This window comes from Streptomyces atroolivaceus (assembly GCF_000717025.1).
Taxonomy (GTDB): Bacteria; Actinomycetota; Actinomycetes; order Streptomycetales; family Streptomycetaceae; genus Streptomyces; species Streptomyces atroolivaceus.
Window position 1 is genome coordinate 67263 of the sequence record NZ_JNXG01000003.1, and the last position, 26459, is coordinate 93721.

The 26459-nt window shown below is 71.4% G+C and carries 22 protein-coding genes; 20 read left to right on the plus strand and 2 right to left on the minus strand.

The genetic code is table 11. The features are described 5' to 3' along the window. Positions 1-43 precede the first annotated feature (43 nt). The 6 genes from OO67_RS09430 (at position 44) to OO67_RS09455 (ending at position 7707) form a co-directional block, all read left to right on the plus strand. Positions 44-694, plus strand: coding sequence for a hypothetical protein (locus OO67_RS09430; protein WP_033298897.1), 651 nt, complete (start codon positions 44-46; stop codon positions 692-694). Further along, positions 695-2893: a bifunctional polysaccharide deacetylase/glycosyltransferase family 2 protein gene (locus OO67_RS09435; RefSeq protein WP_078597787.1), complete on the plus strand. Its 2199-nt coding sequence runs from the start codon at positions 695-697 to the stop codon at positions 2891-2893. It begins immediately after the preceding gene. Further along, on the plus strand, positions 2890-4308 hold the full coding sequence (locus OO67_RS09440; protein WP_078597789.1) for an acyltransferase family protein: 1419 nt from the start codon (positions 2890-2892) through the stop codon (positions 4306-4308). Before OO67_RS09435 ends, OO67_RS09440 begins: the two co-directional genes overlap by 4 nt. Positions 4309-4516: 208 nt before the next feature. Beyond that, a complete protein-coding gene (locus tag OO67_RS09445) occupies positions 4517-5848 on the plus strand; it encodes a nitrate/nitrite transporter (protein ID WP_033298900.1) in 1332 nt (443 codons plus the stop codon). A 129-nt stretch (positions 5849-5977) separates the two neighbouring features. After that, positions 5978-7123 (plus strand): uroporphyrinogen-III synthase, encoded by a 1146-nt coding sequence (locus OO67_RS09450; protein WP_033298902.1) that lies wholly within the window; start codon positions 5978-5980, stop codon positions 7121-7123. A 20-nt stretch (positions 7124-7143) separates the two neighbouring features. Further along, a complete protein-coding gene (locus OO67_RS09455) occupies positions 7144-7707 on the plus strand; it encodes a GNAT family N-acetyltransferase (protein ID WP_033298903.1) in 564 nt (187 codons plus the stop codon). Here OO67_RS09455 and OO67_RS09460 read toward each other — a convergent pair. Next, the gene (locus tag OO67_RS09460; RefSeq protein WP_033298904.1) at positions 7640-8242 is read right to left on the minus strand and encodes a GNAT family N-acetyltransferase; all 603 of its coding nucleotides are present in this window, start codon (positions 8240-8242) and stop codon (positions 7640-7642) included. The two genes, OO67_RS09455 and OO67_RS09460, sit on opposite strands and share 68 nt — an antisense overlap. Before the next feature lie 109 nt (positions 8243-8351). Here OO67_RS09460 and OO67_RS09465 point away from each other — a divergent pair, with 109 nt between their 5' ends. The 6 genes from OO67_RS09465 to OO67_RS09490 all read left to right on the plus strand — a co-directional run bounded on the left by OO67_RS09465 (position 8352) and on the right by OO67_RS09490 (position 15547). Beyond that, on the plus strand, positions 8352-8951 hold the full coding sequence (locus tag OO67_RS09465; RefSeq protein WP_033298905.1) for a CGNR zinc finger domain-containing protein: 600 nt from the start codon (positions 8352-8354) through the stop codon (positions 8949-8951). Positions 8952-9081: 130 nt separating this feature from the next. Then, the gene (locus OO67_RS09470; RefSeq protein WP_078597791.1) at positions 9082-9669 is read left to right on the plus strand and encodes a sigma-70 family RNA polymerase sigma factor; all 588 of its coding nucleotides are present in this window, start codon (positions 9082-9084) and stop codon (positions 9667-9669) included. Then, positions 9666-10529: an anti-sigma factor family protein gene (locus OO67_RS09475; protein ID WP_033298908.1), complete on the plus strand. Its 864-nt coding sequence runs from the start codon at positions 9666-9668 to the stop codon at positions 10527-10529. The genes OO67_RS09470 and OO67_RS09475 overlap by 4 nt, the downstream gene beginning before the upstream one ends. A gap of 84 nt (positions 10530-10613) precedes the next feature. Beyond that, positions 10614-12983 carry a HelD family protein gene (locus tag OO67_RS09480; RefSeq protein ID WP_033298909.1) on the plus strand — a complete coding sequence of 790 codons (2370 nt, stop codon included), beginning with the start codon at positions 10614-10616 and terminating at the stop codon, positions 12981-12983. Between the two features lie 446 nt (positions 12984-13429). Then, complete coding sequence (locus OO67_RS09485; RefSeq protein WP_033298910.1) at positions 13430-14863, plus strand: NAD-dependent malic enzyme; 1434 nt, start codon at positions 13430-13432, stop codon at positions 14861-14863. Between the two features lie 402 nt (positions 14864-15265). Next, a complete protein-coding gene (locus tag OO67_RS09490; protein ID WP_003968811.1) occupies positions 15266-15547 on the plus strand; it encodes an HU family DNA-binding protein in 282 nt (93 codons plus the stop codon). 428 nt (positions 15548-15975) lie between these two features. Here the strand turns inward: OO67_RS09490 and murA are convergent, their stop codons facing one another. Continuing rightward, positions 15976-17316 carry a UDP-N-acetylglucosamine 1-carboxyvinyltransferase gene (murA, locus tag OO67_RS09495; RefSeq protein WP_014155976.1) on the minus strand — a complete coding sequence of 447 codons (1341 nt, stop codon included), beginning with the start codon at positions 17314-17316 and terminating at the stop codon, positions 15976-15978. Positions 17317-17613: 297 nt separating this feature from the next. Between murA and OO67_RS09500 the strand changes: the two genes are divergently transcribed. The 8 genes from OO67_RS09500 (at position 17614) to OO67_RS09535 (ending at position 26458) form a co-directional block, all read left to right on the plus strand. Continuing rightward, a complete protein-coding gene (locus tag OO67_RS09500; protein WP_033298913.1) occupies positions 17614-18252 on the plus strand; it encodes a YqgE/AlgH family protein in 639 nt (212 codons plus the stop codon). Positions 18253-18282: 30 nt separating this feature from the next. After that, positions 18283-18582, plus strand: coding sequence for a DUF3039 domain-containing protein (locus OO67_RS09505; RefSeq protein ID WP_033298914.1), 300 nt, complete (start codon positions 18283-18285; stop codon positions 18580-18582). Between the two features lie 307 nt (positions 18583-18889). Further along, on the plus strand, positions 18890-20194 hold the full coding sequence (locus OO67_RS09510; protein ID WP_033298915.1) for an extracellular solute-binding protein: 1305 nt from the start codon (positions 18890-18892) through the stop codon (positions 20192-20194). A 1-nt stretch (position 20195) separates the two neighbouring features. Next, on the plus strand, positions 20196-21167 hold the full coding sequence (locus OO67_RS09515; protein ID WP_033298916.1) for a carbohydrate ABC transporter permease: 972 nt from the start codon (positions 20196-20198) through the stop codon (positions 21165-21167). After that, positions 21164-22012 carry a carbohydrate ABC transporter permease gene (locus tag OO67_RS09520; RefSeq protein ID WP_033298919.1) on the plus strand — a complete coding sequence of 283 codons (849 nt, stop codon included), beginning with the start codon at positions 21164-21166 and terminating at the stop codon, positions 22010-22012. The genes OO67_RS09515 and OO67_RS09520 overlap by 4 nt, the downstream gene beginning before the upstream one ends. A gap of 1 nt (position 22013) precedes the next feature. After that, positions 22014-23645, plus strand: a complete 1632-nt coding sequence (locus tag OO67_RS09525; RefSeq protein ID WP_033298921.1) for a beta-N-acetylhexosaminidase — start codon at positions 22014-22016, stop codon at positions 23643-23645. 249 nt (positions 23646-23894) lie between these two features. Then, positions 23895-24791, plus strand: coding sequence for an FAD binding domain-containing protein (locus tag OO67_RS09530; protein ID WP_033298923.1), 897 nt, complete (start codon positions 23895-23897; stop codon positions 24789-24791). Further along, entirely contained in the window at positions 24788-26458 is a 1671-nt protein-coding gene (locus tag OO67_RS09535; RefSeq protein ID WP_033298924.1) for a (2Fe-2S)-binding protein, read from the plus strand. The genes OO67_RS09530 and OO67_RS09535 overlap by 4 nt, the downstream gene beginning before the upstream one ends. Position 26459: the final 1 nt, after the last annotated feature.

The following is a 26459-nucleotide window of genomic DNA, read 5'->3' on the forward strand; positions in this document are numbered from 1 at the left end:
TCCCCGCGCACCTGTTCATTGAGTGGGGGAAGTGCGAACACCTGTGGAAAACTGGCGCGAAGGTACCCGAACCGGGCACACCCATGAGCCGAACGACGTCACCGTCCAGCTGGACGGACTGGGACGTCAGCTCTCCGAACTACCCGTGGAACCCAGCCCTCCCGACCTCTCCGACGGTCCGGTGTTCGTCGACGAGAGCGGCCGCCGCAGCAAGACGTACCGGCGGGTGGGCTGGGTGCTCGCCACGATCTGTGCCGTGTACGCGGTGACGCTCGTGGTCGCCGTGCTCGGCGGGAACTCCTCCGCCCCCTGGCTCCCGCTCTCCGGGCCGGAGGACAAACGCTCGGAAGAGGTGGAGGTGCGGCCCGCCCCGAGTGACGACGTCGTGTCCGAGAGCCCCGGAGCAACGCCCAGCGCCTCCGCCCCGGCCTCGGGCGACGCCGCGGTCTCCCCGTCGGACGACGCCACCGCATCACGTCAGGCCGAGCCCGGCGTCAGCGCCTCGGCCTCCGCGTCCAGCGAGCCTCCCCGGGACGTCACGTCTTCGGCCCCCGCTCCGGGAGTCTCCGCCTCTGAGCAGCCGGCCGGCGAGCCGACTCCGTCAGTCACCCCGGAGCCGCCCGTCGAAGAGAGTCCGCCGACGTCCCCGGACCCCTCGGAATCACCTGTGCAACCACAAGAAGGCGCTCAGTAAATGACAACCCCCGTTTCGCGGGGCAGGCACAACCGGAAGAAGAAGCGGACCGTCAGGCGCAGACTTCCCATGCGCTATCTGCTTCCGTCGCTCCTCCTTGTGGCCCTGCTCGCCATGCTCATGCTGCGTGGATACGTGCACAGCGAGATCCTCGCCGACCACCGTGTCCAGGCCCCGGCTCCCACCACCCAGGTGCCGGACCACGTGCTCGAAGGCGGGCCGGTCATCGACGCCCGCAGGGCGGGCGAAGCTGCCCGGACGCTCCGGATACCCGACCACAGAATCGTCCTGACCTTCGACGACGGCCCCGACCCGGTCTGGACCCCGCGGGTCCTGGACGAGCTCAAGAAGTACGACGCGCACGGGGTCTTCTTCGTCACCGGCACGATGGCCTCGCGCTACCCGGACCTCGTGAGGCGGATGGTCGACGAGGGGCACGAGATCGGGCTGCACACCTTCAACCACCCCGACCTGTCCTTCCAGTCCACCAGCCGCATCGACTGGGAGCTCTCCCAGAACCAGCTGGTCCTGGCGGGCGCGGCCGACATCCGTACGTCCCTCTTCCGGCCCCCTTACTCCTCGTTCTCCGACGCCATGGACAACAAGACCTGGCCGGTCACGCAGTACATAGGCAGCCGCGGCTACCTCACCGTCGTGAACAACACCGACAGCGAGGACTGGAAGCGTCCCGGCGTCGAGGCGATCATCGAGCGCGCCACGCCCGAGCACGGCAAGGGCGCCATCATCCTGATGCACGACTCCGGCGGCGACCGTTCCCAGACCGTGGCCGCCCTGGGGAAGTTCCTGCCGCAGATGCAGGACCGGGGCTACGACTTCACCAACCTGACCTCGGCGCTCGGCGCCCCCAGCGCACACACACCGGTCACCGGTTTCGCGCTCTGGAAGGGCAAGGCGTTCATAGGAGCGGTGGGGATCTCCGAGAACGTCACCGGTGTCCTGGTGGCCGGCCTCGCGGTCATCGGCGTCCTGGTCATGGTCCGCTTCGGGCTGATGCTGCTCCTCTCCTTCCTGCACGCCAGGAAGGTGCGCCGCAAGGACTTCAGCTGGGGTGAGCCGTTCAGCCGGCCCGTGTCGGTCCTCGTGCCGGCGTACAACGAGCGCGAGTGCATCGAGGCCACCGTCCGGTCGCTGGTCGCCAGTGACTACCCGATCGAGGTCATCGTCATCGACGACGGCTCGACGGACGGGACGGCGGACCTCGTCGAAGCGATGTGGATCCCGAACGTCCGCGTCGTGCGCCAGCGCAACGCCGGCAAGCCCGCGGCGCTCAACAACGGCATCGCGAACGCCCGTTACGACATCGTCGTGATGATGGACGGCGACACGGTCTTCGAACCCTCCACCGTGCGCGAGCTCGTGCAGCCGTTCGCCGACCCGCGGGTCGGAGCGGTCGCGGGCAACGCCAAGGTCGGCAACCGCGACTCGCTGATCGGCGCCTGGCAGCACATCGAGTACGTGATGGGGTTCAACCTCGACCGCAGGATGTACGACCTCCTGGGCTGCATGCCCACCATCCCGGGGGCGGTCGGCGCCTTCCGCCGGGACGCGCTGGACCGGATCGGCGGCATGAGCGAGGACACCCTCGCCGAGGACACCGACGTCACGATGGCGCTGCACCGCGACGGCTGGCGCGTCGTCTACGCGGAGAACGCCCGCGCGTGGACGGAGGCGCCCGAGTCCGTGCAGCAGCTGTGGTCGCAGCGCTACCGGTGGTCGTACGGCACGATGCAGGCCATCTGGAAGCACCGCCGCGCGGTCATCGAGCGGGGACCCTCCGGCCGCTTCGGACGGGTGGGACTGCCGTTCGTCTCCCTGTTCATGGTCGTCGCCCCGCTGCTGGCGCCCCTCATCGACGTCTTCCTGCTGTACGGACTGGTCTTCGGCCCGACGGGGAAGACGGTCGCGGCCTGGTTCGGGGTCCTGCTGGTGCAGGCCGTCTGCGCCGCGTACGCCTTCCGGCTCGACCGGGAGCGGATGACCCATCTGATCTCCCTGCCACTCCAGCAGATCCTCTACCGGCAGCTGATGTACGTCGTCCTGCTCCAGTCCTGGATCACCGCTCTCACCGGCGGCCGGCTGCGCTGGCAGAAGCTGCGGCGCACAGGCGTGGTGGAAGCGCCGGGCGGCACCCCGAACCGGCGCAAGGGCACGGACAGGGACCGGAGGCCGGTGGCATGACCTACCCCGACCCGCCCCCGCAGGACCGCCCCGCACACGACGACGGCCTCCGGCCGTCCCCCGGCGGCGCCTGGCCGCAGCAGTGGGGCAGTGCCCCTCCGGCGGACGCCGGCGCCGCGCACACCGTGCCGCCGGGCGCCGCCCCTTACGCCTCCGCCCCTTACGCCTCCGCCCCTTACGCCTCCGCCCCGGCGGCGTACCCGGCGCATGTGGCGGCCCCCACCGTCCCGGCCCCGGTGTACCCGGAGCAGACGCCCGACGCCCCGGAATCCGGGGCCCCCGCGTCCCGCGCCAAGCCCGGCCGGGACCGTTACCTCGACCTGCTCAGGGCCGTGGCCCTCGTCCGTGTCGTGGTCTTCCACCTCTTCGGCTGGGCCTGGCTGACGGTGCTCTTCCCGTCCATGGGCGTGATGTTCGCCCTGGCCGGTTCGCTGATGGCCCGCTCGCTGGCCCGGCCGGCGGGAAGCGTCATCCGCAGCAGGCTGCGCAGGCTGCTCCCCCCGATGTGGGCGTTCTCGCTGGTCGTCGTGCCGGCGATGTTCGCGCTGAGCTGGAAGCCCGTCCGCGAGGAGGGGCTGTGGTGGTTCATCAAGATCGGCAGCTATCTCTTCCCGATCGGCTCGCCCCCGTACCCCGAGGAGAGCGGTTCGGCCGGTGGATGGCTGGAGCTGACGTGGGCGGACCAGGCGGCGGGGCCGCTCTGGTACATCCGGGCCTACCTCTGGTTCGTGATCGCCTCGCCGCTGCTGCTCAAGGCGTTCCGCAGGCTGCCGTGGGTCACGCTGCTCGCCCCGGTCGCCCTGACCGCCGTGATCGGCACCGGCCTCGTGACGGTTCCGGGCACCTTCGGCGAGGGGCTCGTCGACTTCGCCGTCTTCGGGTCCTGCTGGATCCTGGGATTCGCCCACAACGACGGACTGCTGAAGGAGATCCCGCGCTACCTGGCGGTGTCGTCCGCCGCCATCGTCATGGGCTTCGGCCTGTGGTGGGCGTCCGGCCACCTCACCGAGGAGGGCTGGAACCTGGACGAGATCCCGCTCGCCCAGGCCACCTGGTCGCTCGGCTTCTGCGCGATCCTCCTGGTCTACGCGCCGTCCTGGAAGAAGCTGCCCGGCCGGCTCGCCGGGTGGGACAGCCTGGTCACGCTGGCCAACAACAGGGCAGTGACGATCTACCTCTGGCACAACCTGCTGCTGATGGCGGCGGCGCACCTCGTGAACGAACTCTGGTCCGTTCCGTGGTTCGGCGACACCTTCAGCACGTACATAGAACAGTCGTTCGAGGTGCTCGTCCTGATCGTGATCTGGCCGCTGATCGGGCTCGCGATCCTGGCGTTCGGCTGGGTCGAGGACGTAGCCGCCAAGCGCCGGCCACGCCTGTGGCCGAACGGGGCGGACCGGACGCGCAGGGCCTGACCGGCCGAGGGGGTGCGGCGCCGGACCCATCGCACCCCCTCACCGCGCCCCCCGGGCCGGGCCCGGCGCGTCCCCTCGGCCCGGCTCACCGCACCCCTCCCGCCCGAGTGAGAGCAAGGTTGCGCACCGGTCACCTCAGGGCACGGCACCGAAACGCGGACTCCCTAGCGTCGGCAGGACAACACCCCGACCCCTGTGGAGGCGCGTGATGGCCGGTCGTTGGATCGAGCAGTGGGAGCCGGAGGACGAGACCTTCTGGCGCGAGACGGGCGAGAAGACCGCCCGGAGGAACCTGTGGTTCTCCGTGCTCTCCGAGCACATCGGGTTCTCGATCTGGTCCCTGTGGTCCGTCATGGTCCTGTTCATGGGGCCGGAGTACGGCATCGACCCGGCCGGCAAGTTCTTCCTGATCTCCACGGCCACCCTGGTCGGCGCCATCGTCAGGGTGCCGTACACCTTCGCGGTCGCGGTGTTCGGCGGGCGCAACTGGACGATCTTCAGCGCGCTGTCCCTCCTGGTGCCGACCATCGCCGCCTTCTGGGTGATGGAGCCCGGCACCTCGTACACCACGTTCCTCGTCGTCGCCGCGCTCACCGGCATCGGAGGCGGCAACTTCGCCTCGTCGATGACGAACATCAACGCCTTCTTCCCGCTGCGCAAGAAGGGCTGGGCGCTCGGCCTCAACGCGGGCGGCGGCAACATCGGCGTACCGGTCGTCCAGCTCATCGGCCTGCTGGTGATCAGCACGGCCGGCGCCGCGCACCCGCGGATCGTGCTCGGGGTGTACGTACCGCTGATCGTCGTCGCCGCGCTGGGCGCCGCCCTCAAGATGGACAACCTCCGGCCCGTCCAGAACGACACCGGGGCGGCGCTGCAGGCCGCTCGCGAGCCGCACACCTGGATCATGGCGGTGCTCTACATCGGCACCTTCGGCTCGTTCATCGGCTACAGCTTCGCCTTCGGACTCGTCCTGCAGACCCAGTTCGGCCGGACGCCGCTGCAGGCCGCCTCACTCACCTTCATCGGCCCGCTGCTCGGCTCCCTGATCCGGCCCGCGGGCGGCTGGCTCGCCGACCGGTACGGCGGCGCCCGGATCACCCTGTGGAACTTCGCCGCCATGGCCGCCGCGACCGGTGTCGTCGTCCACGCCTCCGGCATCGAGTCCCTGACGGTGTTCCTCGTCGGCTTCATCGCGCTGTTCGTGCTGACGGGACTGGGCAACGGCTCCACGTTCAAGATGATCCCCGGCATCTTCCACGCGCAGGGGATCGGCAGGGGTCTGCGCGGCGAGGAGGCCGCGGCGTACGGGCGCCGGCTCTCCGGTGCGGCCATGGGGCTCATCGGGGCGATCGGGGCGCTGGGCGGTCTCGCGATCAACCTCGCGTTCCGCCAGTCCTTCGCGTCCTCGGGCACCGGGACGGCCGCGTTCTGGTGCTTCCTCGGCTTCTACGCCGTCTGCTTCACCCTCACGTGGGCGGTATACCTTCGGCGTACGCAAGCGGTGGCCGCGAAGCCCCAGCTCAGCTATGCCGAGGTGTGAGGATGACCACAGCGCGTCGCAGGACGTAACGGGCGGGAAATACAGGAGAACCGAGACTGTCACGCAGGGTTGACAGTCTCGTCCTCCGCATCATCGAGCAACAGCGGGACGAGAGCCGGGTATCACGCCATGCACGACGACGACGCACAGCACGGGCCCCTGGCGGGCTTCACGGTCGGGGTGACCGCAGCCCGTCGCGCCGAGGAGCTCGGCACGCTCCTCACGCGCAGGGGGGCCGCGGTCCTGCACGCGCCCGCACTGCGGATCGTGCCGCTCGCGGACGACAGCGAACTCCTGGCCGCCACCAAGGAACTGGTCGACAACGCCCCCGACGTCGTGATCGCGACCACCGCCATCGGCTTCAGGGGCTGGGTGGAGGCCGCCGACGGGTGGGGAATCGGTGACGAGCTCCTCGAACTGCTGCGCGGTGTCGAGCTGCTCGCCCGCGGCCCGAAGGTCAAGGGCGCCATCCGCGCCGCCGGGCTCACCGAGGCGTGGTCCCCGCAGTCGGAGTCGATGGCCGAGGTCCTCGACCGGCTGCTGGGGGAGGGGGTCTCGGGCCGCCGGATCGCCCTCCAGCTGCACGGCGAACCGCTGCCCGGCTTCGTCGAGTCGCTCCGGGCGGCGGGAGCCGAGGTCGTCGGCGTACCCGTCTACCGGTGGATGCCCCCGGAGGACATCGCCCCGCTCGACCGCATGCTCGACGTCACCGTCTCCCGGGGACTGGACGCCCTCACCTTCACCAGTGCCCCCGCCGCGGCCTCCTACCTGAACCGGGCGGAGGCCCGAGGCATGCTCCCGGAGGTGCTGGCGGCCCTGAGCCACGACGTCGTCACCGCCTGCGTCGGGCCGGTCACCGCGCTGCCGCTGCAGGCCAGGGGCATCGACACCGTCCAGCCGGAACGCTTCCGGCTGGGCCCGCTCGTCCAGGTGCTCTGCGCCCAGCTGCCGGCCCGGGCCCGAGCCCTTCCCGTCGCGGGCCACCGGGTCGAGATCCGCGGCCACGCGGTGCTGGTCGACGGCGCCCTGCGCCCGGTGCCCCCGGCCGGCATGGCCCTGCTGCACACGCTGGCCCGCAAGCCGGGGTGGGTGGTCTCCAGGGCCGACCTGCTGCGGGCGCTGCCCGGCAGCGGCACCGACGAGCACGCGGTGGAAACGGCGATGGCCCGGCTGCGTACGGCTCTGGGGGTGCCACGGCTGATCCAGACGGTCGTCAAGCGGGGCTACCGGCTGGCGCTGGACCCCTCGGCGGACACCAAGTACGACGGCTCCTGACGGGCCGCTACGGTGCGGGGGTGATCAACGACATCCACCCCCTGGCCGAGGGCGTCCGGCTGAGGCCCGCGACCCTCGGTGACGCGGAGTCCTTCGCCGAGACCCTGACCCGGAGCCGCGCGTACATGCGGCGCTGGGACCCCGTGCGCCCTGAAGCCTTCTACACCCCCGAGGGCCAGGTGCGGCGGCTGACCGCCCTGCTGGCCGAGCGGGAGGCGGGGCGCGCGATGCCCTGGGTGCTGGCCGACGACGAGGACCGCGTCGTGGGGGCGATGACGCTCGCCTCCATCGAGCTCGGGGTGTTCCGCAACGCCCGGCTCGGCTACTGGATCGACGTCGACCGGGCGGGCCGTGGCCTCGCCACGGCCGCCGTCGCCCAGGTCTGCGAGCTGGCACGGGACGGGCTCGGACTGCACCGGATCGAAGCCGGGACGGTCCTGGACAACGCGGCCTCGCAGCGGGTGCTGGCGAAGTGCGGATTCGAGCTCTACGGCACGGCGCCGCGCTATCTCCACATCAACGGCGCGTGGCAGGACCACCGGATGTTCCAGCGCATCCTGCACGACGCTCCTCCGCAGCGCTGAGCGGTGCCCGCCGGGAGTGCCGATGGCCGCCCAGCGGATAGCGCGGCGGCTGGGCGGGGACGAACTCGGCCGGTGCGAAACCGGACTTCTCCGCGACGCGGCAGGACGCCTCGTTGCCCACCGCGTGGAGCAGGTCCAGGCGCCGGAGGCCGTCCTCGGCGAACGTGGCGAACGCCCAGTCGGTGAGCGCCCCGAGAGCCCGCGGCGCCACGCCACGGCCGCGCGCCGACGCCGCGGTCCAGTAGCCGGCCTCGGCGCTCCCGGCGCCGGGAACGCGGTTCAGCGCGAGATGGCCGACGAGCTCCCCCTCCCGGGCCGTATCGGTCACGGCGAAGCTGAACCGGCGGCCGGACTCCCACCCCTCGTCCTGGACCGTCATCCAGCGTTCGGCCTCATCGGCGTCGGGGACCTGTGTCCGCAGCCAGTGCCGCATCGCCGGGTCTTCGTACGCCGCGAGCAGCGCCGGTATGTCGTCGCGCCTCCAACGGCGCAGGAGCAGGGGGCCTGCCGTGAGCGTGACCGTCCGGTTGTTCATGCGGAAACGATACGGCGGGGCGGGCAGGAGGGGTTCCGGGCCGGGCCCGATGCGGGCACTCTGGTGATGACCCTCCCTCACAGGTGACCCCCGAGGCGGTGACAGGCTCATGGCGGCGGGAACGGGCGCGTACGGCCGGCGGTTCGACTCCGGTCGCGTCTGTCTGGACCTGGTGGCGACGGGTGCCGGGACCTCGGGAGGGTGCGAACAGCTCGACTGCCCCGCGCGTCTCGCCGAGTGGCTGGTGGTCTCACGGCTGGTCCCGTGCGGGACGCCGCTGGCAGCCGTGGACGAGACCTGGGTGGCGCGCTTCCGCCAGTTGCGCACGGGCATCGACCGGCTGATGACGGCGCAGCTGGCCGGCGGGAGCGCCGATGACGCCCTGGAACGGGTCAACGTGCTGGCGGCGGGCCCGCCACCGGGCCTGCGGGCCGTGCGGGGGCGGGGCGGGGCGCTCGTACGGACCCTGAGCGCGGCCCCGGCGTGCGGGGCGCTGCTCGCCGCGGTCGCCAGGGACGCGGTGGACCTGTTGACGGACCCGGTCGCGCGGGCCGGGCTGCGCCGGTGCGAGGGCGATGCCTGCCGGCGGCTCTACCTGGACACGTCCCGGGGCCGGCGGCGCCGCTGGTGCTCCAGCGAGGTCTGCGGCAACCGCGAGCGGGTGGCCCGGCACCGGCGCCGGGTGAAGGCCGACGCCGTGACGCCGTGACGCCTCGAACGTCGCGAACGGTCTCAAATCCCCGCCCTGGAAAGAAAGTTGCGCGCACTTTGAATGAACCGTCCTCCGCTTCCGTACCGATGGCCACAGAGCTCGACAGGGTCTCGACCGGGAGGTTCGGGTGCGCAAGGATGCGGCCGTGGCCGATGACCGTCCGCACAGGGCTCGACATCGCAGTGCACCGCCCCGCCCACCCTCCGCCGTCCCCGACGAGGAGCTGATGCGGGCGCTCTACCGCGAACACGCCGGCCCGCTGCTCGCCTACGTCCTGCGTCTCGTCGCGGGTGACCGCCAGCGGGCCGAGGACGTGGTGCAGGAAACGCTCATCCGTGCCTGGAAGAACGCCGGTTCGCTCAACCGGGCGACCGGCTCGGTCCGCCCCTGGCTGGTGACGGTCGCCCGGCGCATCGTCATCGACGGCCACCGCAGCCGGCAGGCCCGGCCGCGTGAGGTCGACCCGTCGCCGCTGGAGGTCATCCCCGCGGAGGACGAGATCGACAAGGCGCTGTGGCTGATGACGCTCTCGGACGCGCTCGACGATTTGACCCCGGCCCACCGGGAAGCATTGGTCGAGACCTACTTCAAGGGCCGGACGGTCAACGAGGCCGCGGAGGTACTGGGCATCCCCGGCGGGACCGTGCGGTCCCGGGTGTTCTACGCACTCCGTTCCATGAAGCTCGCACTCGAGGAGAGGGGGATCACGGCATGAGCGACGACTGGCAGCCCTTCGGGCCCCGGCCGGCCGGTCCCCGCGGCCCGTCAGGCCCGCCGGGCGAGTCCGACGGTCTCTTCACCGTCCCCGCGGAGGGAGCCGGGCACGACGCCGCCGGCGCCTACGCGCTGGGCATCCTCGACGACGCCGACGCGGGTGCCTTCGAGGCGCATCTGGCCGGCTGCGCGCGGTGCGCGGCGCATCTCGACGAGTTCGCCGGGATGGAGCCGATGCTCGCGATGCTGGCGGAGGCACCGGCCGCGGTCCCGGGCGCGCGTCCGGTCCCGCACGTACCGGAGCGCCCCGCGCCCCGGCTGCTGGACGGTCTGGTCGACGAGGTCGCACGGAAGCGGTCGCAGCGACGGCGGCGTGCCCGCTACCTGGTCGCAGCGGCGGCGGTCCTCGTGATCGGCGGCCCGGTGATCGCGGTCACCGCCACGGCCGGCGAGGACCCGGGCCCCCGGGTCGAGGCGGCCGGCCCCCATCCCACGAGCCCCGCCGAGGACGCCTTCTTCCACCACATGCCGGAGAAACTGCGGGCGACCGATCCCGTCACCCGGGTCGACGCCACGGTCGGCATGGAGCCCAAGGCCTGGGGCACCCACACGGTCCTGGAACTGAAAAACGTCAAGGGGCCGCAGAAATGCAGCCTGATCGCCGTGTCCACATCCGGTGACGAGGAGGTCGTCACCTCCTGGTCCGTACCGAAATGGGGATACGGGATCAAGGATTCCCCGCACCCGAGCGCGGTGCGCCCGCTGTATGTGCACGGCGGCGCGGCCATGGCGCGCGGGGACATCGACCATTTCGAGGTCCGCACCTTCGACGGCGAGCGGCTGGTGGAGATCGACGCGTGAACGAGATCCGGGCGGCAGGTGCGCTCGGGCCCCCCTTTCGCGTACGGTTGACGGCTGCCCGATGCACGTCAGAAGGGGGCCTCGGTGGCCGCGCAGGATGCCGCTGTCGATTCGTTGCGGGACCGGGAAATCGGTGTCGAACAAGAACATCTGGACCGGGTCTACCGCCGTCTCGAAGAGAAGATCGACGAGGCGGAATTTCTCATGCAGGACGCCAGTAAACGGGGCCAGGTAGGCACCCCCGGGGCACTCGCCGAACGGGACGCGCAGGTCTTCCGTGCCGGAGTTCATCTCAACCGGCTGAACAGTGAGTTCGAGGACTTCCTGTTCGGGCGGATCGACCTGTTGCGCGGGAAGGACGGCGAACGCGGCCCGGACGGCGCCTTCACCTCCGTGGAGGCGGCCGACGACGCCGTGGGGGAGGACGGCACCGCTGAGATCGCGGAGACCCTCCACATCGGCCGCATAGGAGTACTCGACTCCGACTACACCCCCCTGGTGATCGACTGGAGGGCGCCGGCCGCCGCACCGTTCTACCGTTCGACGCCGAAGGACCCGGGGCGGGTCGTGCGCCGCCGGGTCATCCGTTCCAAGGGCCGCAGGGTTCTCGGCGTCGAGGACGACCTCATGCGCCCGGAGCTGACCGCCCGGCTGAAGGGCGAGTCGCTGCCCGTGGTCGGTGACGGCGCCCTGATGGCCGCGCTGGGCCAGGCCCGCAGTCACACGATGCGGGACATCGTCTCCTCGATCCAGGCCGAGCAGGACCTCGTGATCCGGGCTCCCGCCGCGTCCGTCACCGAGGTCTCCGGCGGCCCCGGCACCGGCAAGACGGCGGTGGCCCTGCACCGGGCGGCGTACCTGCTCTACCAGGACCGGCGCCGCTACGCGGGCGGCATCCTCGTGGTCTCGCCGACCCCGCTCCTGGTCGCGTACACCGAAGGGGTGCTGCCCTCGCTCGGTGAGGAGGGCCAGGTCGCGATCCGCGCGGTCGGCTCGCTGTCCGACGAGGCCGCGGGGGTGGAGGGGGCGACCACGTACGACGAGCCCGCCGTCGCCCGGATCAAGGGCTCGTCCCGGATGCTCCACGTGGTGCGCAAGGCGGCCCGCGGGGCGCTGGAGCAGCCCGCGCCCAGGCAGGCCCCCCAGGAGGGGCAGCTGGAGTTCGGGGAGGCCCCGGCGGAGGCGGGCACCCCCACCCGTCTGAGAGTGGTGGCCTTCGGTGCCCGCGTCGAGCTGGAGGCGGACGAGCTCCGGCGGATCCGGCACAACGTCCTCGGCGGCACGGCACCGGTCAACCTGCTGCGCCCGCGCGCCCGGAAACTGCTCCTGGACGCCCTGTGGAGCAAGTCGTCGGGCCGGGGCCGCTACACCGACCCGGAGCTCGCCGCGGAACTGCGTGCGTCCTTCGACGAGGACGTGTCCACCGAGACCCCGTTCCTCGCCTTCCTGAACGCCTGGTGGCCGGAACTCACCCCTCGGAGGGTGCTGGCCGCGATGTCCGACGAACGGCGGCTGAGCAGATGGGCCCGCCGGATCCTCAACCAGGGCGAGGTGCGCCGCCTCGCCCGTTCGCTGAGACGGCTGGACGAGGACGGCAAGGGCCCGCTCTCCGTCCACGACGTGGCGCTCCTGGACGAGCTGCAGACCCTGCTGGGCACCCCGGCCCGTCCGAAGAGGAAGCGGGAGGCCGACCCGCTGGACCAGCTGACGGGTCTGGAGGAGCTGATGCCGCAGCGCGAGGAGACGCAGCGTGAGCGGGCCGAACGGCTGGCGGCCGAGCGCACCGAGTACGCCCACGTCATCGTCGACGAGGCGCAGGACCTCACACCGATGCAGTGGCGGATGGTCGGCCGGCGGGGCCGGCACGCCACCTGGACGATCGTCGGTGACGCGGCGCAGTCCTCCTGGTCGGACCCGGACGAGGCGTCCGCCGCCCGCGACGAGGCGCTCGGCCGCCGGCCGCGGCGTCAGTTCACCCTCACCGTGAACTATCGCAACCCGGCGGAGATCGCCGAGCTCGCGGCCAAGGTGCTGGCGCTGGCCATGCCGGGGATGGAGTCACCGACGGCGGTCCGCTCGACGGGCGTCGAGCCCCGCTTCGAGACGGTGCGGGACGGTGACCTCGCCTCGACCGTCCGCGAGGAGGCCCGCAGGCTGCTAGCGGAGGTGGACGGCACCGTCGGCGTGGTCGTCGCCATGGACCGCCGCGCCGAGGCCCGCACCTGGCTGGAGGAGCTCGGCGAGCGGGTCGTGGCGCTGGGCAGCCTGGAGGCGAAGGGTCTGGAGTACGACGCCACGGTGGTGGTCTCCCCCGCGGAGATCGCCGACGAGTCCCCGGCCGGGCTGCGGGTGCTGTACGTGGCACTCACCCGGGCGACGCAGCAGCTCACCGTGGTGTCGGGGGAGCGCGACATGCCGGACGAGGGCGGTGTACCGGACCTGCTGAGGGACTGAACGGGGCCTGCCGGCGCCCCGTGCGGCGTACTTTTCCGAGTCAACCCGTCGCACGGGAATCACTTCTCCGGGGTCTTTGTTAGCCTGGAGTCGGCACCGGCTCGATCCAAGCCCCCGGGCCCAACCTTCGTCGCTTCGAGCGACCACTTGCCGCGAGGCGAGCATGGCGGGCCGGTGTCACCTGACTGGAAGAAGACAGACCCGCGTCACCTGTTGGTGGCGCGGGTCTGTTTCTGTTTTCCCGCGATCCGCCGTGCGGCCCGTCCTTTTTCAGGGCTTGCCGGGGTTACGCGGGAGGATCACTTCTCGTATGGTGGAAGAAACTTTCCGAAAGGTGGCAGTCATTACCTGCTACCGGTCGGTAGGTGCGACGATCGGAACGCGCGTACGGGGCCCCGCCCCGGCCGCGCGCGGCAATGAAGCTCAGGAAAGCGAAGGACTCGGCCATGGCAACGGCGCCCAGCGTCTCGTACTCGATGACGGTCAGGCTGGAGGTGCCCGCGAGCGGCACAGCGGTCTCCCACCTCACCACGGCCGTGGAGTCCTCCGGCGGCTCCGTCACCGGCCTCGACGTGACCGCTTCCGGCCACGAGAAGCTGCGGATCGACGTCACGATCGCGGCCTCCTCGACCTCGCACGCGGACGAGATCGTCGAAGGCCTGCGCGGCATCGAGGGCGTCGTCCTCGGCAAGGTCTCCGACCGTACGTTCCTGATGCACCTCGGCGGCAAGATCGAGATGGCGTCCAAGCACCCCATCCGCAGCCGTGACGACCTGTCGATGATCTACACCCCGGGTGTGGCGCGGGTCTGCATGGCGATCGCCGAGAACCCCGAGGACGCCCGCCGCCTCACCATCAAGCGCAACTCCGTCGCGGTCGTCACGGACGGCTCCGCGGTGCTCGGCCTGGGCAACATCGGCCCGATGGCCTCGCTCCCCGTGATGGAGGGCAAGGCCGCCCTGTTCAAGCGCTTCGCCGGCATCGACGCATGGCCGATCTGCCTGGACACGCAGGACACCGACGAGATCGTCGCCGTCGTCAAGGCGATCGCCCCCGGCTTCGCGGGCATCAACCTGGAGGACATCTCCGCCCCCCGCTGCTTCGAGATCGAGGCACGGCTGCGCGAGGCCCTGGACATCCCGGTCTTCCACGACGACCAGCACGGCACCGCGATCGTCGTCCTGGCCGCGCTGACCAACGCGCTGCGCGTCGTGGACAAGGCGATCGGCGACGTGCGGGTCGTCATGTCCGGCGCCGGTGCGGCCGGTACGGCCATCCTGAAGCTGCTCATCGCCGCGGGCGTCAAGCACACGGTCGTCGCCGACATCCACGGCGTGGTGCACGCGGGCCGTGAGGACCTGGTGGACGCCACCCCCGACTCGCCGCTGCGCTGGATCGCCGACAACACCAACCCCGAGGGCGTCACCGGCACCCTCAAGGAGGCCGTCGCCGGCTCCGACGTCTTCATCGGCGTCTCCGCTCCCAACGTCCTGGACGGCACCGACGTCGCGGCCATGGCGGAGGGTGCGATCGTGTTCGCGCTCGCGAATCCGGACCCCGAGGTGGACCCGGCAATCGCCCGCGAGACGGCGGCCGTTGTCGCCACCGGGCGGTCCGACTTCCCGAACCAGATCAACAACGTGCTGGTCTTCCCGGGTGTCTTCCGCGGTCTGCTGGACGCTCAGTCCCGCACCGTCAACACGGAGATGATGCTCGCCGCCGCACGCGCCCTCGCCGATGTCGTCGCGGAGGACGAGGTGAACGCGAACTACATCATCCCGTCGGTCTTCAACGACAAGGTCGCGGGCGCCGTCGCGGGCGCCGTCCGGGAGGCCGCGAAGGCGGCCGGAGTCGCCGAGGCGGCGCCCGACCCGGTGTAGGACCGTGTCTCCGGACGGCCCTGTCACACGCCGTCCGCGGGGGTCGGCCACGGCTCCCGCGGACGGTGCCGTAGCTCACGTCCGGGCGCTGCCTACGGCGCGTCGCGGGTCGCGGCGTCCCAAACGCCCCTTTAGGGTGGGCGGGCAGCGAGCCCCACAGGCCCGGCATCCGCTGCGGACCGCTCCAACAAGTCGACGGAACGTCATCACAGGCAGTCGGTGGTGCATTTCGTGTGACGCCGAGGGGTTCCGGATTGGCGTTAGCGCCGCAGGTGGGGGCAGGATGCGTATTCGGGCGCGAGGGTCTGACATCAGACCCGGGTCCGGGGGCTGTCAGAGGGCCCTGGCAGCATCGGCTTCGATCTCACGCCTCACAGGCAAGAAGAACACGGGAGTACAAACATGAACCGCAGTGAGCTGGTGGCCGCCCTGGCCGACCGTGCCGAGGTGACCCGCAAGGACGCCGACGCCGTTCTGGCCGCCCTCGCCGAGACCGTCGGCGAGATCGTCGCCAAGGGCGACGAGAAGGTCACCATCCCCGGCTTCCTGACCTTCGAGCGCACCCACCGTGCCGCTCGCACCGCTCGTAACCCGCAGACCGGCGACCCGATCAACATCCCGGCCGGCTACAGCGTGAAGGTCTCCGCGGGCTCGAAGCTCAAGGAAGCCGCCAAGGGCAAGTAAGGCCTCAGAGGCATCAGGAAGGGCGGCCGTCCCCACCGGGGCGGCCGCCCTTCTCGATGTCCTGAGGGCTCCGGATCCCGTATCCGGAGCCTTCGCTCCCGCGTACGTCGGCCGTGCGGGCGCTCTGCGGCGGACTGCGGCGCCCCGGCGCCCTCCGGCGGCCCGGTGGGGGCGGGACGCCCCCTACGGCGCTGTACGGGCGTTCTGCGGCGTCCGCTCCGTTGTGGGGCGGGGCGGTCGACGGGAAGGCCCGCCCCGATGCGGGGCGGGGCGACGGAAGAGCCCGCCCCCGATGCGGGACGGGCGACGGAAAAGCCCGCCGCCCCGGTCCCTCGCAGGAGGGGCCGGGGCGGCGGACTGTGGTGCGGGGGTGCGCAATGCTGTGTGCGGCAGCACTGTGCGCGCGCCGGAGCGCGTCGGGTGGGGCGTCAGACGAGTGAGCCGCCCGGGAGCTCGACCTTCGCACCGAGCTTCTCGAGCTTGTCCATGAAGTTCTCGTAGCCGCGGTTGATCAGGTCGATGCCGTGCACCCGGGACGTGCCCTGGGCCGCCAGGGCGGCGATCAGGTACGAGAATCCGCCGCGCAGGTCAGGGATGACCAGATCCGCGCCCTGGAGCTTCGTGGGCCCGGACACGACCGCCGAGTGCAGGAAGTTCCGCTGGCCGAACCGGCAGTCGGAGCCCCCGAGGCACTCGCGGTAGAGCTGGATGTGCGCACCCATCTGGTTGAGCGCCGAGGTGAACCCGAGCCGGGACTCGTAGACCGTCTCGTGGACGATCGACAGGCCGGCGGCCTGCGTCAGGGCCACCACGAGCGGCTGCTGCCAGTCGGTCTGGAAGCCGGGGTGCACGTCCGTCTCCAGGGCGATGGCGTTCAGCGCGCCGCCCGGGTGCCAGAAGCGGATGCCCTCGTCGTCGATCTCGAAGGCGCCCCCGACCCGGCGGAAGGTGTTGAGGAAGGTCATCATCGAGCGCTGCTGGGCGCCGCGCACGTAGATGTTGCCCTCGGTCGCCAGTGCGGCGGACGCCCAGGAGGCGGCCTCCAGGCGGTCCGGGATCGCCCGGTGGGTGTAACCGTCGAGCCTGTCGACACCCGTGATCCGGATGGTCCGGTCGGTGTCCATGGAGATGATCGCGCCCATCTTCTGCAGTACGCAGATGAGGTCCTCGATCTCCGGCTCGACGGCCGCGTTGGACAGCTCGGTGACGCCCTCGGCGAGTACGGCGGTCAGCAGCACCTGCTCGGTGGAGCCCACCGACGGGTAGGGCAGCCGGATCTTCGTGCCCCGCAGCCGCTGCGGAGCCTCCAGGTACTGGCCGTCCGCCCGCTTCTCGATGGTCGCGCCGAACTGGCGGAGCACCTCGAAGTGGAAGTCGATCGGCCGGCCGCCGATGTCGCAGCCGCCGAGACCCGGGATGAAGGCGTGGCCCAGGCGGTGCAGCAGCGGGCCGCAGAAGAGGATCGGGATGCGCGACGAGCCCGCGTGGGCGTCGATGTCGGCGACGTTCGCGCTCTCGACGTGGGAGGGGTCGAGGATGAGTTCGCCCGGCTCGTCGCCGGGGCGGACGGTCACGCCGTGCAGCTGCAGCAGCCCCCGGACCACCCGCACATCGCGGATGTCGGGCACGTTGCGGAGCCGGCTGGGCCCGCTGCCGAGCAGCGCGGCGACCATTGCCTTCGGCACCAGGTTCTTGGCGCCTCGGACGCGGATCTCGCCCTCCAGCGGGGTGCCGCCGTGGACAAGCAGGACATCGTCTGTGCCGGTCATGTATCTCGCGTTCCGGAGTGGTCGGGCAGGGGGCCATGAAAAGGGTAATGGCCTCCGGCCCCCCTTCCGTAAGGCGACGGGGGGTATACGAACGTCATGAATCCGCCACAACACGCTCTGCTCCCCCTGCCTTGCGGAGGGTCACCGTCCGGGAGGGTCCTCCGGGTGCCCCGCGATCGTGCGCTCCCCGTGCGCCCGTGCGGCCTCCGTGCGCCCTGAGCTGCGGACGGACGCCGGGCGGGGCCGGGCGGGCCACTTGGCCCCCGCGGAGGGCGAAGATGCGGGATCATCTGTGCCATGACGGAGGTGTCCTCGCTCACAGGACGGCTGCTCGTGGCCGCACCCGCCCTGGCGGACCCGAACTTCGACCGTGCGGTGGTGCTGCTCCTCGACCACGACGAGGAGGGCTCGCTCGGCGTGGTCCTGAACCGCCCGACTCCGGTCGGCGTCGGGGACATCCTGGCGTCCTGGGCCGGCCTGACGGGCGAGCCGGACGTGGTCTTCCAGGGCGGCCCGGTCTCGCTCGACTCGGCGCTGGGCGTGGCGGTGATCCCCGGGGACGAGGGTCCCTCCGCGGGCTCCCGGATCCGCTCGGACGGGGGAGAGCCCTCCCCCGGCTCCCGGATCCGCTCGGACGGCGGGGCCCCCATCGGCTGGCGCCGGGTGCACGGGGCGATCTGTCTGGTGGACCTGGACGCGCCGCCGGAGCTGCTGGCGGCCGCGCTCGGTTCGCTGCGGATCTTCGCCGGATACGCCGGATGGGGCCCGGGTCAGCTGGAGGCGGAGCTGAAGGACGGCGCCTGGTACGTGGTCGAGTCGGAGCCCGGTGACGTCTCGTCGCCGCGCCCGGAGAACCTCTGGCGCGCGGTTCTGCGGCGGCAGCGCAGCGAACTGGCGATGATCGCGACGTATCCGGACGACCCTTCGCTGAACTGATGCGCGGGGCTTTCAGTACGCTTGGCAGTTATGAGCACTCTTGAGCCCGATCGCGGGGCAGGTACGGGGACCCTCGTAGAGCCGACGCCACAGGTGTCGAACGGCGACGGGGACCACGAGCGCTACGCCCATTACGTCCAGAAGGACAAGATCATGGCGAGTGCCCTCGAGGGCACTCCCGTGGTGGCACTCTGCGGCAAGGTCTGGGTCCCGGGGCGCGACCCCAAGAAGTACCCGGTCTGTCCCATGTGCAAGGAGATCTACGAGTCCATGGGCGCCGGCGGCGACAAGGACAAGGGCAAGGGCGGCAAGGACAGCGGCAAGAAGTAGCCGGGAGGCAGCCGGGACGTAGCCCACCCGGCCTCCGCCCTTCACCCCCTTCCGGCCCCGACCCCGGCCCCCGGGGTGCGCGTCACCGCGCACCCCGGGGGCCGTCCGCATGTCCCGGTGCCGGGCTCCGGCCGCCACCGGGGCGGGGCGGGCGTCCGGGGGCACGCGTTGCACGGACTGCACCACGTGGTCACAGAGTGGTTGAGACCACTTGTCGGCGTGCTGAGGCGCCCTTAGTCTCCTGCCAGTTGTGCAGAACGAAACGCACGTTGCATGCAATGCAACGATTGACCGGTAGGGGTCCCGGATGAAGCTTTCTGCCCGAATTGTCGCCCCGGCCGCGGCTCTTGTGCTGGCGGGCCTCACCGCCACCGCCTGCGCGCCGCAGACCTCCGACACCAGCGCCGAGGGCGACGAGAAGACCGGGACGCTCCGCGTCTGGCTCTTCCAGGAGGTCGGCAACAAGCCCAAGGAGAAGGTCGTCGACGCCGCTGTCGCCGACTTCGAGAAGTCCCACGAGGGGGCCGAGGTCGAGGTCGAGTACATACCCGTCGACACCCGGGCCCAGCGCATCAAGGCCGCCTTCAACGACCCGAAGAGCGCCCCCGATCTCATCGAGTACGGCAACACCGACACCGCCGGTTACGTGAAGGACGGCGGACTGGCCGATGTCAGCAAGGAGTTCGCCGCCTGGGACGAGGCCAAGGACACCGACCCCACCGCCAAGCAGTCCGTGACGGTGGGCGGCAAGGTGTACGGGGCGCCGCTCTTCGTCGGCGTACGGGCGCTCTACTACCGCACCGACGTCTTCGAGGAGCTCGGCATCGAGCCCCCGAAGTCCCAGGACGAGCTGATCTCCACCGCCAAGAAGATCCACCAGGAGAAGCCGGACCTGTACGGTCTCGCGGTCGGCGGCGCCTACACCTACGGCGCGATGCCCTTCATCTGGGCGCACGGCGGCGAACTGGCCGACGAGACCGGGGTGACCTACGAGTCGGCCATCAACGGCGAGAAGGCCCGCAAGGGCATCGAGGCCTACACCTCGCTCTTCGGCGACGACAACTGCCCGGCGGCCAAGTGCGCGGCCATGGGCGGCAACGCGACCGTCACCGCCTTCGCGTCCGGCAAGGCGGCCATGGCGATCGGCGGCGACTTCAGCCACGCCGCGGTCGAGGCGGGCGCGGTGAAGGGCAAGTACGCCGTCGTACCGCTGCCCGGAGTGGAGAAGGACTCGATCGCCCCGGCGTTCGCCGGCGGCAACAACATCGGTGTCCTCAAGAGCAGTTCGCACCGCACCCTCGCCGTCGACCTGATGAAGTCGCTGACCGGCAAGAAGACCCAGGCGAAGATGTTCGACGCCATGGGCTTCCTGCCGACCTACACGGACGTGCGTGACGCCGCCGCGGAGAAGGAGCCGTTCGTCGGCCCCTTCGTCGACACGCTCGGCGCGGGCGCGAAGTTCGTCCCGGCCTCCCCGGCCTGGGGCCAGATCGACGCCTCGCTGGTCCTGCCGACCATGTTCCAGGAGATCGTCAGCGGCCGTAAGGACGTGGCCGCCGCCTCGGAGGCCGCGGCGAAGAAGATGGACGCGGCGTTCGCCGAAGCGGGCTGACATGACCGCGCACACCACACTGCACAAGGCCCCCGCCGCGCCCGGGGCGAGCGGGGCACCGGCCCGCACGCCCCGGCGCCGCCCGGCCTCACCCGCGCGCCGCTCCGGCTGGACCCCGTGGCTCTACCTGCTGCCCGCGCTGGTCCTGCTCGGCGGACTGCTCGTCTACCCGATCTACCAGCTGGGCCTGATCTCCTTCCTGGAGTACACCCAGGCCCAGGTCAGTGGGGGCGAGCCGACGACCTTCCAGGGTTTCGGCAACTACGCCACGCTCTTCGGCGACAGCCAGTTCTGGCAGGTGCTCCTCGCGACCGTGCTCTTCGCCACGGCATGCGTGCTCGCCACCCTCTTCGTCGGCTGCGCCCTCGCCGTCCTGCTGACCCGGATCCGCGCCCTGCCCCGGCTCGCGCTGATGATGGCCGCGCTGGGAGCCTGGGCCACGCCGGCGATCACCGGCTCCACCGTCTGGGTCTTCCTGTTCGATCCGGACTTCGGCCCGGTCAACAGGGTGCTGGGGCTCGGCGACTTCTCGTGGACGTACGGGCGTTACAGCGCCTTCGCCCTGGTGCTCCTCGAAGTGCTCTGGTGCTCGTTCCCGTTCGTGATGGTGACGGTGTACGCGGGCATCCGGGCGATCCCCACGGAGGTGCTGGAGGCCGCCTCGCTGGACGGTGCCTCGCAGTGGCGGATCTGGCGGTCGGTCATGGCGCCGATGCTGCGCCCGATCCTGATCGTCGTCACCATCCAGTCGGTCATCTGGGACTTCAAGGTCTTCACCCAGATCTACGTCATGACCAACGGCGGCGGCATCGCCGGCCAGAACCTGGTGCTCAACGTGTACGCGTACCAGAAGGCGTTCGCGTCCTCGCAGTACAGCCTCGGATCGGCGATCGGCGTCGTGATGCTGGTGATCCTGCTGGCCGTGACGCTGGTCTATCTGCGCCTGGTACGGCGCCAGGGGGAGGAACTGTGAGCACACGCGCGCTTCTGCGGGTCCGCCGTCCGGGAAGGCTGGCGGCGGAGGCGGCGGCCCTCGTCGTCGCCGCGGCGGTCGCCTTCCCGCTGTACTGGATGGTGCTCTCCGCCTTCAAGCCGGCGGGCGAGATCCAGTCAACCGAGGCCCGTCCCTGGACCCTGGCCCCGTCCCTCGACTCGTTCCGACGGGTTTTCGAACAGCAGGATTTCGGCCGCTACTTCCTCAACAGCCTGCTCGTCGCCGGCACGGTCGTCATCGCCTCCGCGCTGATCGCCTTCCTCGCAGCCACGGCGGTGACCCGATTCCGCTTCAAGTTCCGCACGACCCTGCTCATCATGTTCCTCGTGGCGCAGATGGTGCCGGTCGAGGCGCTGACCATCCCGCTGTTCTTCCTCATGCGGGACTTCGGCCAGCTGAACACGCTGGGATCCCTGATCCTGCCGCACCTCGCCTTCTCGCTGCCGTTCGCGATCTGGATGCTGCGCGGCTTCGTCAAGGCGGTCCCGGAGGCCCTGGAGGAGGCCGCCTACATCGACGGCGCGAGCCGTACCCGCTTCCTGTGGCAGATCCTCTTCCCGCTGGTCTTCCCCGGCCTCGTGGCCACCAGTGTCTTCTCCTTCATCTCGACCTGGAACGACTTCCTGTTCGCGAAGTCGTTCATCATCAGCGACACCTCCCAGTCGACGCTCCCCATGGCGCTGCTGGTCTTCTTCAAACCCGACGAGAACGACTGGGGAGGGATCATGGCCGCCTCGACGGTGATGACCATTCCCGTGCTGGTCTTCTTCGTCCTCGTACAGCGACGCCTGGTCTCCGGACTCGGCGGCGCGGTGAAGGACTGACATGGACAACCTGATTCCGGCGCCCGCACGTACCGGCGGCGACGGACGCCGCGGATTCCGCCTCGACGGAGCCACCACCCTCACGGCAGGTCCCGGCACCGAGAGCACGGAACGCTGGTTGCGCGCCACGCTCGGGGCGGCCTTCGGCCTGCCGCTCGCCCCGGCCCCCGCGGGCAGCGCGAACACCGTCGACCTGCGCATCGATTCCGCCCTGGAGCCAGAGGCCTACCGGCTCGACGTGGAGCCGGACCGGGGCGTGCGGATCGCCGGCGGAAGCGCCGCCGGGGTCTTCTGGGGAGCGCAGACCCTCCGCCAGCTCCTCGGTCCCGAGGCATTTCGCCGGGCGCCGGTGAACCCCGGCGCCGACCGGCTCGTCCCCGTCACGGAGGTGGAGGACGGCCCGCGCTTCGGCTGGCGCGGTCTGATGCTCGACGTGGCACGGCACTTCATGCCGAAGGACGGCGTGCTGCGCATGCTCGACCTGATGGCGGCCCACAAACTGAACGTCTTCCACTTCCACCTCACCGACGACCAGGGCTGGCGCGTCGAGATCAAGCGTCATCCCCGGCTCACGGAGACCGGCGCCTGGCGTCCACGCACCAAATACGGCCACCGGGCCTCCGAGTTGTGGGACGAGACGCCGCACGGCGGCTTCTACACGCAGGACGACATCCGCGAGATCGTCGCCTACGCCGCCGAGCGGCATATCCGGGTCGTCCCCGAGATCGACATCCCGGGGCACTCGCAGGCGGCGATCAGCGCGTATCCGGAACTGGGCAACACCGACGTCATCGACACCTCCGCGCTTTCCGTGTGGGACACCTGGGGCGTCAACCCGAACGTACTCGCCCCCACCGACAACACCCTGCGCTTCTTCGAGGGGGTACTCGAAGAACTGCTCGACCTCTTCCCGGCCGACACCTCGCCGTTCATCCACATCGGCGGTGACGAATGCCCCAAGGACCAGTGGAAGGCGTCACCGGCGGCGCAGGCCCGCATGGCCGAAGCCGGCCTGGCCGACGAGGACGAGCTCCAGTCCTGGTTCATCCGCCACTTCGACCGCTGGCTGACCGCCCGGGGCCGCCGCCTGATCGGCTGGGACGAGATCCTGGAGGGCGGCCTCGCCGAGGGCGCGGCAGTGACGTCGTGGCGGGGCTACGCGGGCGGGATCGCCGCCGCCGAGGCCGGGCACGACGTCGTGATGTGCCCCGTGCAGCAGGTGTACCTGGACTACCGTCAGGACGGCGGCCCCGACGAGCCGATGCCCATCGGGTACGTCCGGACCCTGGAGGACGTCTACCGCTTCGAACCCGTGCCCCCCGGCCTCTCGGAGGAGGCGGCCGGACACATCATGGGCACCCAGGCCAACGTCTGGACCGAGGTCATGCAGAACCGGGACCGCGTCGACTACCAGGTGTTCCCGAGGCTCGCCGCCTTCGCCGAGGTCGCCTGGTCGCGCCTCCCGGCCCCCGGTGAGCGGGACTTCGCCGACTTCGCCCGCAGGATGAACACGCACTACGCCCGGCTCGACGCCCTGGGTGTCGCCTACCGGCCGCCCTCGGGGCCGCTGCCGTGGCAACGCAGGCCCGGCGTCCTGGGTCGCCCGATCGAGGGACCGCCCCCGACCGTGTGACCGCTGCCCCACGTGCCGGCCAGGGGAACCGAATAATTCGTACGAACTTGCTGAATCTTGGCAATTCGTACGCAGGGCGGAAGGGCTGCCAAACGGGACTTTTCCCCTGGTCGGGGACGGAAACACCCTTCGTGGACCCTCGCGTCGGACTGCCCGGAAGATGTGCCAGAGTTGCCACGTCCCGGCCGTGAGCACGTACCGTACGGCGGACAGGCGGGACTGCCGGGACACCGGGAAGGGGCAGCTGGGTTGACCACGCACGCACCGCAGGCGATGCAGTCGGTGACGCTGCCGGCCTCGCTCGACGAGGCCGTGGCGGCTCTCGGCGCCATGCCCGCCGCCGTTCCTGTGGCCGGCGGCACAGACCTCATGTCGGCCGTCAACAAGGGCCTGCTGCGGCCCTCGGGACTGGTCGGCCTCGGCCGGATCAGCGAGCTGCGCGGCTGGCACTACCAGGACGGCCACGCCCTGCTCGGGGCCGGTCTCACACACGCGCGCATGGGGCGGCCCGACTTCGCCGCCCTCATTCCCGCGCTGGCCGCCTCCGCGCGTGCGGCGGGCCCGCCGCAGATCCGTAACGCCGGGACGCTCGGCGGCAACATCGCCACCGCGGCCCCCACCGGTGACGCCCTGCCGGTCCTGGCCGCCCTGGAGGCCGAGCTGGTCATCGCGGGCACCGGGGGTTCCCGCCGGGAGATTCCCGTCTCGCACCTGCTGGCGGGCCGCGAGATGCTCGAGCCCGCCGAGCTGATCGGCTTCGTCCGCGTGCCGCTGCTGCACGCCCCCCAGGTCTTCCTCAAGGCGACCGGCCGCACGGGCCCCGGCCGCGCCACCGCCTCCGTCGCGATCGTGCTGGACCCGGCCCGCCGCGGGGTGCGCTGCGCGGTCGGCGCGATCGCCCCGATGCCCCTGCGGCCCCTGGAGGCGGAACGCTGGATCGCCTCCCTGATCGACTGGGACGGCGAACGCGGCCTGGCCCCCGACGCGCTGGCCGCCTTCGGCGAGTACGTCGCGGCGGCCTGCATCCCGGACCAGGCTCCACCGGACGACGGGGGAGAGGCTCCTCCGCTGTCGCCCGCAGTCCTGCACCTGCGGCGCACGGTCGCCGCGCTCGCCCGACGCGCACTGGGGAGGGCACTGTCGTGAGCAATGAAGAGAACCCCGAGCAGCAGCACGGGCAGCCCGACCCGTACGCCGGCTGGCAGCCGACCCCGCAGGGCGGTGAGTACGACGCCGAGGCGACCGCCTTCGTCCATCTGCCCCCGGAGGACCTCGCCGACCTCGGGAGCGACCCGCTGGCCGCCCCCGGGCACAGCTATGTGCCGCCGATGATCCTGCCGCTCACCCCGGCCGCGGGCCTCGACCCCGCGGCGACGGGCAGCTGGGTCGTGCGGACGCAGGGCCGGCAGGAGCGGCCCGACGGCCACGCCGCGAGCGCGGAGGCCGCGCCGGAGGCGGTGCACTGGCCCGACCCGAACCAGCAGCAGGATCCGTACCTGCAGCCGTACCCGGACACGTCGCAGTACGCGCAGACGTCCGCCACGACGGCCCAGTGGCACTTCCCCGAGGCCGTCCCCGCCGAGCTCGAGCCCGAACCGGTTCCCGAGCCCGCCGGCCACACCGGTCAGTGGACGATCCCGGTCGCGGACGGCGACCTCCCGGAGGAGTCCGGCGAGTTCGCGGCGTCGGCGACGGCGTCCCAGTGGTACGCGAACACGCCGCCGGACACGCTGCCGGGCGGAGCGCCCGCGCCGTGGGCGACGCAGGAGCCGGCGGCCGAGCCCGAGGCCGCTGCGGAGGAGGCACCGGTGGGGCCCCCGGCGCCCGTGGAGCCCTCGGAGGCCGCGGAAGGGGCCGAGGAGGCCCCGGCGGTCGCCGAGGCCGTCACGGAGGCCGTGAGCGAGCCGGAAGAGCCTGCGGAGGCGGAGGCTCAGGCGGCCGAAGCCCCGGCGGGCGAAGCCGAGCCGACCGCCACTGACCCGGCAGCCGACGAGGCGCCCGCAGCAGAGGCCGAACACGCCCCCGAACACGGCCTCGAGCACGGCATCGAGCACGCCCCTGGACACGCCCCCGGGCACGGCCTCGAACACGCCCCCGAGCACGGCCTCGAGCACGGCATCGAGCACGCCCCTGGACACGCCCCCGGGCACGGCCTCGAACACGCCCCCGAACACGGTCTCGTGCCCACGGACGAGGCCGCCGCTCCCGTCTCCACGGGCGGTCCGAGCGAGCACCCCTCGGTCTCGTACACCCTCCATGTGAACGGCGTGGACCGCCCCGTCAGCGACGCCTGGATCGGCGAGTCGCTGCTGTACGTACTCCGGGAGCGTCTCGGTCTCGCCGGCGCCAAGGACGGCTGCTCCCAGGGCGAGTGCGGTGCCTGCAACGTCCAGGTCGACGGCCGCCTGGTGGCCTCCTGCCTGGTGCCCGCCGCAACGACGGCGGGCAGCGAGGTACGCACCGTCGAGGGCCTCGCGGTGGACGGCGAACCGTCCGACGTCCAGCGGGCGCTGGCCGATTGCGGCGCCGTCCAGTGCGGCTTCTGCATCCCCGGGATGGCCATGACCGTCCACGACCTCCTCGAGGGCAACCACGCCCCCAGCGAGCTGGAGACCCGCCGGGCCCTGTGCGGCAACCTCTGCCGGTGTTCCGGCTACCGGGGTGTGCTCGACGCCGTCCGCGACGTCGTCGCGGCCCGGGAGGCGACCGCTGAGGCGGCAGCCACCGCTCCGGACGACGCCGAACCGCGCATCCCGCACCAGGCCGCCCCCGGCGCGGGCAGCGCCCGGGCACACGAGGGAGACGTCCGGTGAA

Bases quoted from the DNA above. Each gene is read 5' to 3' on its own strand.
- OO67_RS09440 (WP_078597789.1), top strand. From the start codon at position 2,890: ATGACCTACCCCGACCCGCCCCCGCAGGACCGCCCCGCACACGACGAC.
- OO67_RS09435 (WP_078597787.1), top strand. From the start codon at position 695: ATGACAACCCCCGTTTCGCGGGGCAGGCACAACCGGAAGAAGAAGCGG.
- OO67_RS09515 (WP_033298916.1), top strand. From the start codon at position 20,196: ATGACCGCGCACACCACACTGCACAAGGCCCCCGCCGCGCCCGGGGCG.
- OO67_RS09505 (WP_033298914.1), top strand. From the start codon at position 18,283: ATGAGCACTCTTGAGCCCGATCGCGGGGCAGGTACGGGGACCCTCGTA.
- OO67_RS09485 (WP_033298910.1), top strand. From the start codon at position 13,430: ATGGCAACGGCGCCCAGCGTCTCGTACTCGATGACGGTCAGGCTGGAG.
- OO67_RS09490 (WP_003968811.1), top strand. From the start codon at position 15,266: ATGAACCGCAGTGAGCTGGTGGCCGCCCTGGCCGACCGTGCCGAGGTG.
- OO67_RS09510 (WP_033298915.1), top strand. From the start codon at position 18,890: ATGAAGCTTTCTGCCCGAATTGTCGCCCCGGCCGCGGCTCTTGTGCTG.
- OO67_RS09525 (WP_033298921.1), top strand. From the start codon at position 22,014: ATGGACAACCTGATTCCGGCGCCCGCACGTACCGGCGGCGACGGACGC.
- OO67_RS09500 (WP_033298913.1), top strand. From the start codon at position 17,614: ATGACGGAGGTGTCCTCGCTCACAGGACGGCTGCTCGTGGCCGCACCC.
- murA (WP_014155976.1), bottom strand. From the start codon at position 17,316: ATGACCGGCACAGACGATGTCCTGCTTGTCCACGGCGGCACCCCGCTG.
- OO67_RS09465 (WP_033298905.1), top strand. From the start codon at position 8,352: ATGGCGGCGGGAACGGGCGCGTACGGCCGGCGGTTCGACTCCGGTCGC.
- OO67_RS09475 (WP_033298908.1), top strand. From the start codon at position 9,666: ATGAGCGACGACTGGCAGCCCTTCGGGCCCCGGCCGGCCGGTCCCCGC.
- OO67_RS09460 (WP_033298904.1), bottom strand. From the start codon at position 8,242: ATGAACAACCGGACGGTCACGCTCACGGCAGGCCCCCTGCTCCTGCGC.
- OO67_RS09450 (WP_033298902.1), top strand. From the start codon at position 5,978: ATGCACGACGACGACGCACAGCACGGGCCCCTGGCGGGCTTCACGGTC.
- OO67_RS09445 (WP_033298900.1), top strand. From the start codon at position 4,517: ATGGCCGGTCGTTGGATCGAGCAGTGGGAGCCGGAGGACGAGACCTTC.